This window comes from Pseudomonas sp. QL9 (assembly GCF_041409665.1).
In the GTDB taxonomy this organism is placed as follows: Bacteria; Pseudomonadota; Gammaproteobacteria; order Pseudomonadales; family Pseudomonadaceae; genus Pseudomonas; species Pseudomonas knackmussii.
The window spans coordinates 2,115,336-2,130,525 of record NZ_CP166971.1 but is presented as its reverse complement, the minus strand read 5'-3'; the positions used below and the strand labels follow the sequence as shown (position 1 = coordinate 2,130,525).

Here is a 15,190-nt window from a genome sequence, read left to right as displayed (position 1 = left end):
TTTCTTTGTAGGAGCGAGCCTGCTCGCGAAGGTCCTGCAGCGGGGCTGATTCGCGAGCAAGCTCGCTCCTACAGAGGAAGCTAAGGGGTTGCGCATGTCCTTCGATCTCTCCGCCCGTCTTGCCCAGCGCAAGGCGGACGATCTCTACCGCCAGCGCCCGCTGCTGGAATCGCCGCAGGGGCCGCTGGTGCGCCTCGACGGCCGGCCGATGCTGGCCTTCTGTTCCAACGACTACCTGGGCCTGGCCAATCATCCCGAAGTGATCGCTGCGCTGCGTGACGGCGCCGAACGCTGGGGCGTGGGCGGTGGCGCTTCGCACCTGGTCAACGGTCATTGCGGCCCGCACCACGAACTGGAGCTGGCGCTCGCCGAATTCACCGGGCGACCGCGCGCGCTGCTGTTCTCCACCGGCTACATGGCCAACCTGGGCGCGGTGACGGCGCTGGTCGGCAAGGGCGACACCGTCCTGGAAGACCGCCTCAACCATGCCTCCCTGCTGGACGCCGGCCTGCTCAGCGGAGCGCGCTTCTCGCGCTATCTGCACAACGACGCCGCCAGCCTCGCGTCGCGCCTCGGCAAGGCCGAGGGCAACACCCTGGTGGTCACCGACGGCGTGTTCAGCATGGACGGCGACCTCGCCGACCTGCCCGCGCTCTGTGCCGAGGCGAAACGCCATGGCGCCTGGGTGATGGTCGACGATGCCCACGGCTTCGGCCCGCTGGGCGATAACGGCGGCGGCATCGTCGAGCACTTCGGCCTCAGCCAGGAAGACGTGCCCGTGTTGGTCGGCACCCTGGGCAAGGCGTTTGGCACCGCCGGTGCCTTCGTCGCCGGCAGCGAGGAGCTGATCGAAACCCTGATCCAGTTCGCCCGCCCGTACATCTACACCACCAGCCAACCGCCGGCGGTGGCCTGCGCGACGCTGAAGAGCCTGGAGCTGCTGCGCAGCGAAAGCTGGCGCCGCGAGCACCTGCGCGTGCTGATCGAGCGCTTCCGCCGCGGTGCCGAAGCCATCGGCCTGACCCTGATGGACAGCGCCACGCCGATCCAGCCGATCCTCATCGGCGGCAGCCGCCAGGCCATGGCGCTGTCGGCCGCGCTGCGCGACCACGGCATCCTGGTCGGCGCCATCCGTCCGCCGACCGTGCCGGCCGGCAGCGCCCGCCTGCGCGTGACCCTGAGCGCCAGCCACAGCGAAGCGCAGGTCGATCGCCTGCTCGAAGCGCTGGAGCAGAGTTGGCGGCAGGTTTCGAGCAGCTTGCTGGCGGAAATAGATGCGGAGGAGGGCGACGATGCGTGACCACCTGATCCTGCTGCCGGGCTGGGGCCTGGGCAGCGCGCCGCTGGAGCCGCTGTGCGATGCGCTGCGCGAGCAGGCACCGCACCTGGCCGTGCACGTCGAACCGCTGCCGGCCGATGGCGACGCCGCGTCCTGGCTGGACAGCCTCGACGACGAGGTGCCGCGCGACGCCTGGCTGGCCGGCTGGTCCCTCGGCGGCATGCTCGCCGCCGAACTGGCCGCACGCCGCGGCGAGTCCTGCCGCGGGCTCATCACCTGCGCCGCCAACGCCAGTTTCCGCCAGCGTGACGATTGGGCTCACGCCATGCCCAGCACCGTCTTCGAGGACTTCTTCGAAGCCTTCCTGCTGGAGCCGGAACTGACCCTCAAGCGCTTCACCCTGCTGGTCAGCCAGGGCGCCCGCGATGCCCGCACCCTGGCGCGGCAGCTGCAGGTGGCCATGCCGGCCCCGCAGGTCGAGGCGCTGTCCGCCGGCCTGCAACTGCTCGGCAGCCTGGACACCCGCGGCGCGCTGAGCCGCTATCCCGGCCCGCAACTGCACCTGTTCGCCGGCAACGACGCACTGGTGCCGGCCCGCGCAGCCCAGGATCTGCTGGAGTTTCTGCCGGACGTGGAAGTCGCCGTCATCGACGGCGCCAGCCATGGCCTGCCGCTGGAGCGCCCGGACGAGGTGGCCGCGGCCATCCTGCAATTCATTCACGAGGGCGACGATGTCTGAGTTACCGGCCGATGGCGTGCTGCCCGACAAGCGCCAGGTCGCTGCATCCTTCTCCCGCGCGGCTGCGAGCTACGACGCGGTCGCCGAACTGCAGCGTGGAGTAGGCGACAGCCTGCTCGAACGCCTGCCTGCCGAGCTGGCGCCGCAGCGCTGGATCGACCTGGGTTGCGGCACCGGCTACTTCAGCCGGGCCCTGGAGCAGCGCTTCGCGTCTGCCGAAGGCGTGGCCGTGGATATCGCCGAAGGCATGCTGCGTTTCGCTCGCGAGCGCGGTGGTGCGCGGGCTTTCGTCGGCGGTGATGCCGAGCGTCTGCCGCTGCGTGAGGGCTGCTGCGACCTGCTGTTCTCCAGCCTCGCCATCCAGTGGTGCGCCAACCTGGGCGCGGTGCTCGGCGAAGCACGGCGGGTCCTGCGCGGCGGCGGCGTTTTCGCCTTCAGCAGCCTGTGCGTCGGCACCCTCGGCGAGCTGCGCGCCAGTTGGCAGGCGGTGGACGGCTTCGTCCATGTGAACCGCTTCCGCGAGTTCGCCGGGTACCAGGCGCAGTGCGCCGCCAGCGGATTGGAAGTGCTCGAACTCTTCACCGAAGACCGCGTGCTGCACTTCCCCGACCTGCGCAGCCTGACCCACGAACTCAAGGCGCTCGGCGCGCACAACCTCAACCCGGGGCGTCCTGGCGGCCTGACCGGGCGAGCCCGGGTGCGTGCGCTGATCGACGCCTACGAACAATTCCGTCAGCCCGAGGGCCTGCCGGCAACCTACAGGGTGGTTCACGCCGTCCTGCGTAAACCCGCTTGATCTACGTAGGCGCGCGCTAGCTCGCTCTTGCGATTGTTGTTTGAGGAATTCCATGTCCCACGCGTATTTCATCACCGGCACCGACACCGAAATCGGCAAGACCACCATCGCCTGCGGCCTGCTGCAGGCCGCCCGCCAGGCCGGGTTGTCCACGGCAGCGGCCAAGCCGGTGGCCTCCGGTTGCGAGCGCCGCCCCGAAGGCCTGCGCAACAGCGACGCGCTGGCGCTGCTGGACGAATGCACCCTGCCGCTGAGCTATGAAGAGGTGAATCCCTTCGCCTTCGCGCCGGCCATCGCACCGCACCTGGCGGCCCGCGAAGTCGGCGTGGCGCTGAGCGCGGAAACCCTGATCGGCCCGGTGCGCCATGTGCTGGCCAAAGGTGCCGACTTCACCGTGGTGGAAGGCGCAGGTGGCTGGCGCGTGCCGCTGGCGGGCGAAGAGAGCCTGTCGGACCTGGCCATCGCGCTCGGGCTGCCGGTGATCCTGGTGGTCGGCGTGCGCCTGGGCTGCATCAACCATGCGGTGCTCAGCGCCGAAGCGATCCTGCGCGATGGCCTGCAACTGGCAGGCTGGGTCGCCAACATCGTCGACCCGCACACCTCGCGCCTGGAAGAAAACCTCGCGACCCTCGCCGAACGCCTGCCGGCGCCCTGCATCGGTCGCGTGCCGCGCCTATCCGCACCGTCTTCGCTCGCCGTGGCCTCCCACCTCGACCTGGGTATTCTCGACCTGCCCGAGTAGGGGCTGATGGCGTTTCGTCGCGAGCCGCGTTGCCGCGACAAATTGCGCCAGGCTAGGCGCGGGACGCCGGGAATGGAGCCCCCTTGCCAAGTCCCGCAACGACGCATGGCGCAATTTGCCGCGCAACCCGAAGGGACGGGCCCTTTTTTGCGCGGTGCCGCGTTACTCGTCTTTCATTTGGAATGACCAAACCGCTCTCCTCGTGCCTTGCCCCGCGCAAAAAATGGCGCCGTCGCGGTCGTGCCGAAACGTCATCAGACCCTAATGGCCTTTGAATATCACTGGAGATCCTGCTTGAATATCAGCCGGGTCTCACCTTCGACGAGTGAACAGCATGGAAATCTCCGGTAATGCATTCAGCACCGGTCTGCAGGGTCTGAACAGAAGCCTGCAGCAGGTCGACCGTGCTGCGTCCCGGCTCGCCGCGCAGCCGGCTGCTTCCAGCGCCGATGACCTGACCGCGCCGCTCGTCGATATGCAACAGGCCAAGTACGCCGCCCTGGCCAACAGCCGCACCCTGCAGGTGGCTGACCAGACCCTCGGGACGCTGATCGACATCAGCGTCTGACGTTTCGTAGCCCTTCAGAATCTCCCTTCAGTAATTTCTGCATTTCGGTAGGCCACTCGCTTACCGAGGCCCTTGCCCTGCGCTTTACTTGTTTCTCAGAAACCCTTGCCGGGCGGCGCTCTGACGCGCGCTCGCGAGCGTGACCGGGCGGTCGGTCTGCGCGCTTGACAAGGTTTTGGCGTAAACGTATGTTTCAAACGCCTGTTTGAGAGTCGGGGCGCGGACGCGCATCGACTGGGCGGCCGGGAACGCTCCCGCACAGCGACCGAACGAGCGGTCGCCCATTAACCAGAACCCTTCGTAGAGGTTTACCGCTATGCCTGATTACAAGGCCCCCTTGCGTGATATCCGTTTCGTTCGCGACGAGCTGCTGGGCTACGAAGCGCACTACCAGAACCTGCCTGGCGCTCAGGACGCCACGCCGGACATGGTGAATGCCATCCTCGAAGAGGGTGCCAAGTTCTGCGAACAAGTGATCGCTCCGCTGAACCGCGTCGGCGACCTGGAAGGCTGCCAGTGGAGCCCGGAAGGCGTTAAGACCCCGACCGGCTTCAAAGAGGCCTACAAGCAATTCGTTGAAGGCGGCTGGCCGAGCCTGGCCCACGACGTCGAGCACGGCGGCCAGGGCCTGCCGGAGTCCCTGGGCATGGCCATCAGCGAGATGGTCGGCCAGGCCAACTGGTCCTGGGGCATGTACCCGGGCCTGTCCCACGGCGCCATGAACACCCTGCACGCCCACGGCACTCCCGAGCAGCAGCAGACCTACCTGACCAAACTGGTTTCCGGCGAATGGACCGGCACCATGTGCCTGACCGAGCCGCACTGCGGCACCGACCTGGGCATGCTGCGCACCAAGGCCGAGCCGCAGGCTGACGGCACCTACAAGGTCACCGGCACCAAGATCTTCATCTCCGCTGGCGAACACGACATGGCCGACAACATCGTCCACATCGTGCTGGCCCGCCTGCCCGACGCCCCGCAGGGCACCAAGGGCATCTCGCTGTTCATCGTGCCGAAGTTCCTGCCCAACGCCGAAGGCGGCGTAGGTGAGCGCAACGCCGTTTCCTGTGGCTCGATCGAGCACAAGATGGGCATCCACGGCAACGCTACCTGCGTGATGAACTTCGACGCCGCTACCGGCTTCCTGATCGGCCCGCCGAACAAGGGCCTGAACTGCATGTTCACCTTCATGAACACCGCTCGCCTGGGTACCGCGCTGCAAGGCCTGGCCCACGCCGAAATCGGTTTCCAGGGTGGCATCGCCTACGCTCGCGAGCGTCTGCAAATGCGTTCGCTGACCGGCCCGAAAGCCCCGGAAAAGGCCGCCGACCCGATCATCGTGCATCCGGACGTGCGCCGCATGCTGCTGACCATGAAGGCCTTCGCCGAAGGCAACCGCGCCATGCTGTACTTCGCTGCCAAGCAGGTCGACATCGTGCAGCGCAGCCAGGACGAAGAGCAGAAGAAAGCCGCCGATGCGATGCTGGCCTTCCTCACGCCGATCGCCAAGGCGTTCATGACCGAAGTCGGTTTCGAAGCCGCCAACCATGGCGTGCAGATCTTCGGTGGCCACGGCTTCATCGCCGAGCACGGCATGGAGCAGAACGTGCGTGACAGCCGTATCTCCTGCCTGTACGAAGGCACCACCGGCGTCCAGGCGCTGGACCTGCTGGGCCGCAAGATCCTGATGACCCAGGGCGAGGCGCTCAAGGGCTTCACCAAGATCGTGCACAAGTTCTGCCAGGCCAACGAAGGCAACGAAGCCGTCAAGGAATTCGTCGCACCGCTGGCTGCACTGAACAAGGAGTGGGGCGAGCTGACCATGAAGGTCGGTATGGCTGCCATGAAGGATCGCGAGGAAGTTGGTGCCGCTTCGGTCGACTACCTGATGTACTCCGGCTACGCCTGCCTGGCCTACTTCTGGGCCGACATGGCGCGCCTGGCTGCCGAGAAACTGGCTGCCGGCACCAGCGAAGTCGCCTTCTACGAGGCCAAGCTGAAGACCGCGCGCTTCTACTTCCAGCGCATCCTGCCGCGTACCCGCGCGCATGTCGGTTCCATGCTGTCTGGCGCCAGCAACCTGATGGACCTGGCCGAGGAAGATTTCGCCCTCGGTTACTGATGGCGCGGCCGGGGCGACCCGGCCTCCCCACAGTGCAAAAGCCCGCCTCCGGCGGGCTTTTTTGTGCGCCCCGGCAAGCAGTGCAAGCGATTAAATGCCATCATTGGGCCACTTTGCCGCGCGCCCGCGAAGAGGCGTCGGCCCACTCCTGGATTCCTTCGTGCTCGCACTTGCCCGTTACCGGCCCAGTCATTTTCTCGCGCCCTTGTTGTTCCTGCCGGCAGGCGTTGTCGCGGGCTCCTTGCCGGCGATGAACGAGTTCTTCTTCTCCCTGTTCAACGTCCTGCCAACCGTGCTCCTGCTGCTCGGCGGCGCCCTCTGCCTGATCTACGGACGGCAGCGCCAGCTGTTCATGCTGGCGGTGGTGTACATCGGCTACTTCCTGCTCGACACGCAGGTCGATTTCTACCGCGATACGGGAGCGCCGCGCGCCGATGCGCCGCAGGTCTATCACCTGGTCTGCCTGTTGTTGCCGCTGCTCTACGGGCTGTATGGCATCTGGCAGGAGCGCACCCACCTGCTGCAGGACATGTTCGCCCGCGGCGCCGTGTTGGCGGCCGTCGCCGCACTGGCCACCGGGCTATCGCGCAGCTTTCCCCAGGGCTTGCTCGACCTGGTCAGCAGCGTCTACTGGCCGTCCCTGCAGGTCCACTGGATGGTCCTGGCGCAGCTGTCGTACCTGGCGTTCCTGCTGGCCTTCGGCTTGCTGCTGACCAGCTATCTGCGCCAGCCAAGGCCGTTGCATGCCGCGCAGTTGCTCGGTCTGTTCGGCCTGTTGTGGATGCTGCCCAAGGTCTTCCTGCTGCCCTACGCGCTGCACGCGATGAGCAGCTTGGTGATGTTCAACCTCACTGCGGCTGTAGCTCACGAGGCCTACCTGATGGCCTTCCGCGATGAACTCACCGGCTTGCCCGGACGCCGCGCGCTCAACGAGCGCTTCCAGCGCCTCGGCCAGCAGTACGTGCTGGCGATGGTCGACGTCGACCACTTCAAGCGCTGCAACGACACCTATGGCCACGATGTCGGCGACCAGGTGCTGCGCATGGTCGCCAGCCGCCTGCGCAAGATCGGCGGGGGCGGCAAGGCTTATCGCTACGGTGGCGAGGAATTCACCCTGGTCTTCCCGGGCAAGTCGATGGAAGCCTGCCTGCCGCACCTGGAAGACATTCGCCAGATGATCGAGGGCTACGCCATGCAACTGCGCGACCGTGGTTCGCGCCCCGGCGACGACCGCCAGGGCCGCAGCCAGCGGCGCGGGCAGAGCAGCCAGGCGATCAGCGTGACCATCAGCATCGGCGTGGCCGAACGCGACGCCGAACAGCGCACCCCGGAGGAGGTGGTCAAGTCTGCCGACCAGGCGCTCTATGCGGCCAAGAGCGGCGGCCGCAACCGCGTCTCGGTGCACGGCAAGAGCCGTCGCGGCGCGGTGCGCATGGCCTGATGCGGCGGCGGGTTATGGTCGCGCATTCATCGCATGCAGGGTGATTGCCTGTAGTTTCCGGAGCACAGTAGGTTCAGACCTTTCGCGCGCCGTTCTGGCGCGGTACCGACTGGAGAACTGCCATGCCCGATTACAAGGCCCCCCTGCGTGATGTGCGTTTCCTGATCGACGAAGTCTTCGATTTCGCCGGCGGCTACCAGGCGCTGGGCGCGACCGATGCCAGTCCGGATATGGTTTCGGCGATCCTCGAAGAGGGCGCCAAGTTCTGCGAGCAGGTGCTGGCGCCGCTCAATCGCTCCGGCGACGAAGAGGGCTGCCACTTCGACAACGGCGTGGTGACCACGCCCAAGGGCTTCAAGGAAGCCTATGCGCAGTACGTCGAAGGTGGCTGGAACGGCGTCTCCTCCGACCCCGAATACGGTGGCCAGGGCCTGCCGCCGTCGCTCGGCCTGCTGGTCAGCGAGATGATCGGCGCGTCCAACTGCTCCTGGGGCATGTACCCGGGCCTGACCCGCGGCGCCATGGCCGCCATCCACGCCCACGGCACCGCCGAGCAGAAGAACGCCTACCTGCCGCGCATGACCGCCGGCACCTGGACCGGCACCATGTGCCTGACCGAGCCGCACTGCGGCACCGACCTCGGCATCATCAAGACCCGCGCCGTGCCCAATGCCGACGGCAGCTACGCGATCAGCGGCACCAAGATCTTCATTTCCGCCGGCGAGCACGACATGAGCGAGAACATCATCCACCTGGTGCTCGCCAAGCTGCCCGACGCGCCGGCCGGCACCAAGGGCATCTCGCTGTTCATCGTGCCGAAGTTCACCCTCGATGCCGCCGGCGAGGCCGGTGCGCGCAATGCCGTCTCCTGCGGCTCCATCGAGCACAAGATGGGCATCAAGGCCTCGGCCACCTGCGTGATGAACTTCGACGGCGCCACCGGCTACCTGATCGGCGAGGCCAACAAGGGCCTGGCCTGCATGTTCACCATGATGAACCACGCGCGCCTGGGTACCGGGATGCAGGGCCTGTGCCTTGGCGAGACCAGCTACCAGGGCGCCGTGAAATACGCCCGCGACCGGCTGCAGATGCGCGCCCTGACCGGTCCGAAGGCGCCGGACAAACCGGCCGACCCGATCATCGTCCACCCGGACGTGCGCCGCATGCTGCTGACCATGAAGGCGTTCAACGAAGGCAACCGCGCGCTGGCCTACTTCACCGCGCAGCTGCTGGACGTCGAGCACCTCGCCGAAAGCGCCGAAGAACGCGAGCAGGCGGCCAACCTGCTGGCCTTCCTCACCCCGATCTGCAAGGCCTTCATGACCGAGACCGGCCTGGAAGCCACCAACCTGGGCATGCAGGTGTTCGGCGGCCACGGCTTCATCCGCGAGTGGGGCATGGAGCAACTGGTCCGCGACTGCCGCATCGCCCCCATCTATGAAGGCACCAACGGCATCCAGGCCCTCGACCTGCTTGGCCGCAAGGTGCTCGGCAGCCAGGGCAAGCTGCTGATGGGCTTCACCAAGCTGGTCCACAAGCTCTGCCAGGAACACGCCGAACACCCGCAGCTGAAGGCCCAGGTGGCGCAGCTCGCAGCGCTGAACAAGCAGTGGGGCGAGCTGACCCAGAAAGTCGGCATGGCGGCGATGAAGAACCCCGACGAAGTCGGCGCCGCGGCCGTGGACTACCTGATGTTCTCCGGCTACATCACCCTCGGCTATTTCTGGCTGCGCATGGCGCTGGTCGCCCAGCAGAAGCTGGAGGCGGGCAACGGCGAAGCGGATTTCTACCAGGCCAAGCTGGCCACTGCTGACTTCTACTTCGCCCGCCTGCTGCCGCGCGCCGCAGCGCACAAGGCGGCTGTGGAGGCCGGTGGCGAAAGCCTTATGCGCCTGTCTGCCGAGCAGTTCGCGCTCTAAGGCGTCAGCGCATTCCCGACAGGCCCCCGCTGATACCGGGGGCCTGTTCGTTCCTGCATTTTGCAGTGCACAATTTTGTGACCGGAATTAGATAAATGGTCATATCATGGCGCTACAAACCTGAAGCGGTGTTGGAGTAGACTCCGGCAGCGCACCATTGCGTACGAATCATCCCGTTTTTGCTGGCTGCCCGTTCAGCCGCTGTTCGCTAGAGGAATCCGATCGTGGCTGACTACAAAGCACCCCTGCGCGACATGCAGTTCGTCCTCAACGAAGTCTTCGAGGTGGGCAACCTCTGGGCACAACTGCCCGGCCTGGCCGAGACGGTAGACGTCGAAACCGCCAACGCCATCCTCGAAGAAGCCGGCAAGGTCACCGCGGGCGTGATCGCCCCGCTGAACCGTAGCGGCGACGAAGAAGGCTGCAGCTGGAGCGCCGAAGGCGTGAAGACCCCGGCTGGCTTCCCCGAGGCCTATCGCACCTACGCCGAAGGCGGCTGGGTGGGCGTGGGCGGCGACCCGGAATTCGGTGGCATGGGCATGCCCAAGGTGATCGGCGCGCAGGTCGAGGAAATGGTCAACGCGGCCAACCTGTCCTTCGGCCTGTACCCGATGCTGACCGCCGGCGCCTGCCTGTCGCTGCTCAACCACGCCAGCGAAGCACTCAAGGCCAAGTACCTGCCGAACATGTACGCCGGCACCTGGGCCGGTTCCATGTGCCTGACCGAACCCCACGCCGGCACCGACCTGGGCATGATCCGCACCAAGGCCGAGCCCCAGGCCGACGGCAGCTACAAGATCAGCGGCACCAAGATCTTCATCACCGGCGGCGAGCACGACCTGACCGAGAACATCGTCCACCTGGTGCTGGCCAAGCTGCCCGACGCGCCGGCCGGCTCCAAGGGCATCTCGCTGTTCCTGGTGCCGAAGGTGATGGTCAACGACGACGGTTCGCTCGGTGAGCGCAACGCCGTTTCCTGCGGCTCGATCGAACACAAGATGGGCATCAAGGCGTCCGCCACCTGCGTGATGAACTTCGACGGCGCCACCGGCTGGATCGTCGATGCGCCGAACAAGGGCCTGGCGGCCATGTTCACCATGATGAACTACGAGCGCCTGGGCGTTGGCATCCAGGGCCTGGCGACCGGCGAGCGTTCCTACCAGAGCGCCGTGGAATACGCCCGCGAGCGTATCCAGAGCCGCGCGCCGACCGGCCCGGTAGCACAGGACAAAGCCGCCGACCCGATCATCGTCCACCCGGACGTGCGCCGCATGCTGCTGACCATGAAAGCGCTGAACGAGGGCGGTCGCGCCTTCTCCAGCTATGTCGCCATGCAACTGGACACCGCCAAGTACAGCGAAGAGCCGACCACGCGCAAGCGCGCCGAAGAACTGGTCGCCCTGCTGACCCCGGTGGCCAAGGCCTTCCTCACCGACATGGGCCTGGAAACCACCGTCCACGGCCAGCAGATCTTCGGCGGCCACGGCTTCATCCGCGAGTGGGGCCAGGAGCAACTGGTGCGCGATTGCCGCATCACCCAGATCTACGAAGGCACCAACGGCATCCAGGCGCTGGACCTGATGGGCCGCAAGATCGTCGGCAGCGGTGGCGCCTTCGCCAAGCACTTCACCGACGAGATCCGCGCCTTCACCGCTTCGGCCGCTGCCGAGCTGGCCGAGTTCACCGGCCCGCTGAACGCCGCCGTGCAGAACCTGGAAGAACTGACCGCCTGGGTGCTTGACCGCGCCAAGGGCAACCCCAACGAGATCGGCGCCGCGTCGGTCGAATACCTGCAGGTCTTTGGCTACACCGCCTACGCCTACATGTGGGCGCTGATGGCCCGCGCCTCGCTGGGCAAGGAAGGCCAGGACGAGTTCTACGCCACCAAGCTGGGCACCGCGCGTTTCTACTTCGCCCGCCTGCTGCCGCGTATCCACTCGCTGAGCGCCTCGGTGAAAGCCGGCAGCGAATCGCTGTACCTGCTGGACGCCGCGCAGTTCTAAGCGAGCGCTGCACGAGAATGCCCCGCCTCGGCGGGGCTTTTTCGTTTCAGCGAAATAACAGCCTTGTAAGCCTAGGCTTACAAGACGCGGTGTCATTTGGCGTCTACCGAGTGCTTGGTTCGGTGGGTAATCTAACAACCAGTCAGGACATTGCGCAGGAAGCGCCAACGACAAAACGGAAAGAAAGGGATTCCACCACGGATGGTGGCCAGCACGGACGTCAGGATATCGGTCTGCAAAACCCCGCTCGCAAGGCGGGGTTTTTCTTTGCCTGCGATTTTTGCGGGCTGTTTTCTACGGGCGCAAATGACTTTTGGGGCTATTCCCCTTCGGGCCAGCGCAAGCGCTGTTCGCGATAGAGCCGCGTCCCGCGTTCGCGGGAGTGACGGGGTAAGGGTCTTGCTTCTTATCGTCTTCCCCGCGAACGCGGGAACCCAGAAGTAACGTAGGAGCGGACCTTGTCCGCGATAGCCGGAATTCCCGGCGCGGTTCGTGGATGAGATCCACTCCTACAAAAAGCCTTACACCGCCCCTTCCAGCAATGAGCGCAGCAGCTCCACCGTCGTGTGCTGACGCTGCGCATCGCGATAGACCAATCCCACACTTAACGGAATGCGCGGCTCGCTCAAGGGCTTCCAGAGCAGGTCGCGATTGCTGTTGGTCTGCCGTGCGCGCCCCGGCAGCACGGTGGCGAACTGGCTGTGCGGCAGGCTATCGAGGATGCCGGTCATGTGGTTCAGCTCAGCCTGCACCCTGGGGCGCCGGCCGATAGCGGCTAGTTGCTCCTGCCAGATCTGCCGGGCGCGGAACTCTTCACCGAGCAGCAGCATCGGCAGCTCCGCGGCCTGGGCCAGCGAGACTTTCTTGAATTCCCGCAGCGGATGGTCCGCCGGGATCACCAACTGCAGCTCGTCCGGATACAGCTCCACCCCGTGCAGCGCCGGCTGGCGCGGCGGCAGGAAGCCGATGCCGATATCCAGCTGGCCGCCCATCAGCCGCCGTTCGATTTCCACTCCGGACAGCTCGTACATGCGCACCTGCAAGTGCGGCTGCGCCGTATGCAGACGTTCCACCAGATGCGGCACCAGGTTGGCATTCACCGTCTGCAACACGCCGATGGCGAGGCTGCGCGGGGAGTGCCCGCGGAAACCGCGCAAGGCATCGTGAGCGCGCTCCAGGCCATCGAGCAGTGGCACCGCGTGGTTGTAGAGGGTGTGTGCCGCGACTGTCGGCAGCAGGCGTTTGCCGCTGCGCTGGAACAACGCCACATCGAGGTTCTGCTCGAGCTGGCGGATCTGCTGCGAAAGCGCCGGCTGGGACAGCGCCAGGCGTTCGGCTGCACGCCCTACGTGACCTTCCTCGTAGAGCGCGACGAAATAGCGGAGCTGGCGAAAATCCATAAGCGGGGCTTATCAACGAAACTGGAAAATCGAAATGGATAGGGACCTACCCGAGCGCCTAGTCTAGTGCCACTCCGCTTCCACAAGCCGGTAGACAAAGGTGGAAGGCCTCGGCATCCAGGGCGTTTTCATAGGCAAAGACGAAGGGTAACGAGCGCCATCGACCAGCCGGAAACGCATCGGAAAGCCCGGCCGGCATGCAGTGGAAAAGGAGACGGCCCGATTGCAGGGCCATGAATGCCTGGGAAGCAGCCCGTCGACTGGCGCGGCGGCTTCCCGCGAAAGTCCTCGCGTCCGCCCCCGGACGTCTGTTTAGTCCAGTGGGCGGCTTTTATTCCCGGAAGGGGTTGTACCTGTAGGAGCGGGCCATGCCCGCGATCGCGCGCATGGCGCGCTCCTACAGGCAGCGCCAGGCTTCAGAGCTCTATCTCGCCACCCGCCAGCGCGCACAGCTCGGTGAAGTCGACGATCTCCGTCTCCCGTCCGTTTACCTGCAGCAGGCCGTTCTTCTGCAGGCGGGTGAAGCTGCGCGAGACGGTTTCCACCGCCAGCCCCAGGTAATCGCCGATCTCGTGGCGCGACATGCTCAGGCGGAAGCGCAGGGCGGAGAAGCCGCGCTCGCGGAAGTGCGCGGAAATGTTCAGCAGGAAGGCGGCGATCCGCGAGTCGGCATTGAGCCGCGAGAGCAGCAGCTTCATCTGCTGATCCTCGCGAATCTTCCGACTCATCATCAGCAGCAGCTGGTGCGACAGCCCGGGAATCTGCTGCGACAGCTGCTCCAGCTGGTCGAAAGGAATCTCGCTGCACAGCGTGCTTTCCAGGGCGATGGCCGACACCGGGTAGCTGCCCTCGTCCATGCCGGAGAAACCGAAGATCTCGTTGGCGTAATAGAAGCCGGTAATCTTCTCGATGCCCTGTTCGTTGGTGGTCACCGTCTTCAGCGAACCGGAGCGCACCAGGTAGACGTTGTGGAAGGGGTCGCCCTGGCGGAACAGGTGGTCGCCCTTGTGCAGCAGGTGGCCGGGCTTGATGATCGCTTCCAGCTCGAGAAGCTTGTCGTCGCTGAGGGTGGGCGGCGCCAGTCGACAGTTCTTGCAATACGGTTGCGGCTTCAACATCTGATTCATCCGATAGTCCCCTATACGCCAGCCGCAACCGCGTCCGGCGGCCGATTTCACTCCTAAGAACATAGCAACAGATGGGCATCTGTCATCCGTAGGCCGACAGACATGTCCGCTTTGCAGTGCGCATTCCCGACCTTTTCTTGATCCGTCCTTGACCGGTTCTTCACCTGACGCTCGTCAGGCTGCGCGCCGCAAATGCTTATCACTGGAGCTGTGCCTGCAATGAACAAATTGCCGCAAATCACCCTCGCGTTCTGGGTGATGAAAATCTGCGCCACCACCCTCGGCGAAACCGCCGGCGACCTGCTGTCCATGACCCTCGACGTCGGCTACGCGGCCAGCTCGCTGATCCTCATCAGCCTGTTCCTGGTCACCCTGTTCGGCCAGCTCGCGACGCGCCGCTACAACCCCTGGCTGTACTGGCTGGTGATCCTCTCCACCAGCACCGCCGGCACCACCATGTCGGACTTCATGGACCGCACCCTGGGCCTGGGCTACGCCAGCGGCTCGGCGATCCTGGTCAGCATCCTGATCGCCACCTTCGCGCTCTGGCGCCTGAGCGGCACGCCGCTGGCGGTGGGCGACATCCGCAACCTCAAGGGCGAGCTGTTCTACTGGGTGGCGATCCTCTTCTCCAACACCTTGGGCACCGCGCTGGGTGACTTCCTCGCCGACGACTCGGGCCTGGGCTTCGCCGGCGGGGCGCTGCTGATCGGCAGCCTGATCGCCGGCATCGTCGTGCTGCATTACTTCACCCGCATCAGCTCGGTGTTGCTGTTCTGGCTGGCCTTCGTGCTGACCCGGCCGTTCGGCGCGACCCTGGGCGACGTGCTGACCAAGAGCCACGAGAAGGGCGGCCTGGACTTCGGCACCATCGGCTCCTCTGCCGTGCTGGCCGGTGTGCTGGTGGTGCTGGTGATCATCGCCAGCCTGCGTGAAAACCGCGAGGAACGCCTGCCGGCGGTCGCCGCCAACGGCTAGATGAAATCTCGGGCTGGCTTCGTGAAATTCGTTGTGATATTTTTCATGAAAAATAAATACGACAATTTCATGAGGT

12 protein-coding genes are annotated in these 15,190 nt (G+C 65.6%); 10 read left to right on the top strand and 2 right to left on the bottom strand.

Going from position 1 to position 15,190, the window contains the following annotated elements:
* The first annotated feature begins 94 nt into the window (after positions 1-94).
* The 9 genes from bioF to ACA097_RS10090 all read left to right on the top strand — a co-directional run bounded on the left by bioF (position 95) and on the right by ACA097_RS10090 (position 11,609).
* On the top strand, positions 95-1,300 hold the full coding sequence (bioF, locus tag ACA097_RS10130; protein ID WP_371370051.1) for an 8-amino-7-oxononanoate synthase: 1,206 nt from the start codon (positions 95-97) through the stop codon (positions 1,298-1,300).
* The gene (locus ACA097_RS10125; RefSeq protein ID WP_371370050.1) at positions 1,293-2,018 is read left to right on the top strand and encodes an alpha/beta fold hydrolase; all 726 of its coding nucleotides are present in this window, start codon (positions 1,293-1,295) and stop codon (positions 2,016-2,018) included. Before bioF ends, ACA097_RS10125 begins: the two co-directional genes overlap by 8 nt.
* Entirely contained in the window at positions 2,011-2,814 is an 804-nt protein-coding gene (gene bioC, locus ACA097_RS10120; RefSeq protein ID WP_371370049.1) for a malonyl-ACP O-methyltransferase BioC, read from the top strand. Before ACA097_RS10125 ends, bioC begins: the two co-directional genes overlap by 8 nt.
* Before the next feature lie 52 nt (positions 2,815-2,866).
* A complete protein-coding gene (gene bioD, locus ACA097_RS10115) occupies positions 2,867-3,556 on the top strand; it encodes a dethiobiotin synthase (protein ID WP_160285685.1) in 690 nt (229 codons plus the stop codon).
* 334 nt (positions 3,557-3,890) lie between these two features.
* Complete coding sequence (locus ACA097_RS10110) at positions 3,891-4,124, top strand: hypothetical protein (RefSeq protein WP_371370048.1); 234 nt, start codon at positions 3,891-3,893, stop codon at positions 4,122-4,124.
* Positions 4,125-4,440: 316 nt separating this feature from the next.
* The gene (locus tag ACA097_RS10105) at positions 4,441-6,246 is read left to right on the top strand and encodes a phenylacyl-CoA dehydrogenase (protein ID WP_371370047.1); all 1,806 of its coding nucleotides are present in this window, start codon (positions 4,441-4,443) and stop codon (positions 6,244-6,246) included.
* Between the two features lie 160 nt (positions 6,247-6,406).
* Positions 6,407-7,687 carry a diguanylate cyclase gene (locus ACA097_RS10100; RefSeq protein ID WP_371370046.1) on the top strand — a complete coding sequence of 427 codons (1,281 nt, stop codon included), beginning with the start codon at positions 6,407-6,409 and terminating at the stop codon, positions 7,685-7,687.
* Between the two features lie 122 nt (positions 7,688-7,809).
* Positions 7,810-9,606 carry an acyl-CoA dehydrogenase C-terminal domain-containing protein gene (locus tag ACA097_RS10095; RefSeq protein WP_371370045.1) on the top strand — a complete coding sequence of 599 codons (1,797 nt, stop codon included), beginning with the start codon at positions 7,810-7,812 and terminating at the stop codon, positions 9,604-9,606.
* Between the two features lie 224 nt (positions 9,607-9,830).
* The gene (locus ACA097_RS10090; RefSeq protein WP_371370044.1) at positions 9,831-11,609 is read left to right on the top strand and encodes an acyl-CoA dehydrogenase C-terminal domain-containing protein; all 1,779 of its coding nucleotides are present in this window, start codon (positions 9,831-9,833) and stop codon (positions 11,607-11,609) included.
* A 521-nt stretch (positions 11,610-12,130) separates the two neighbouring features.
* Here ACA097_RS10090 and ACA097_RS10085 read toward each other — a convergent pair.
* Both ACA097_RS10085 and ACA097_RS10080 read right to left on the bottom strand, forming a co-directional pair.
* On the bottom strand, positions 12,131-13,009 hold the full coding sequence (locus ACA097_RS10085; RefSeq protein ID WP_371370043.1) for a LysR family transcriptional regulator: 879 nt from the start codon (positions 13,007-13,009) through the stop codon (positions 12,131-12,133).
* 416 nt (positions 13,010-13,425) lie between these two features.
* Positions 13,426-14,136 (bottom strand): cyclic nucleotide-binding domain-containing protein, encoded by a 711-nt coding sequence (locus tag ACA097_RS10080; RefSeq protein ID WP_371370042.1) that lies wholly within the window; start codon positions 14,134-14,136, stop codon positions 13,426-13,428.
* Positions 14,137-14,355: 219 nt separating this feature from the next.
* Between ACA097_RS10080 and ACA097_RS10075 the strand changes: the two genes are divergently transcribed.
* Positions 14,356-15,114, top strand: coding sequence for a hypothetical protein (locus tag ACA097_RS10075; RefSeq protein ID WP_371370041.1), 759 nt, complete (start codon positions 14,356-14,358; stop codon positions 15,112-15,114).
* Positions 15,115-15,190: the final 76 nt, after the last annotated feature.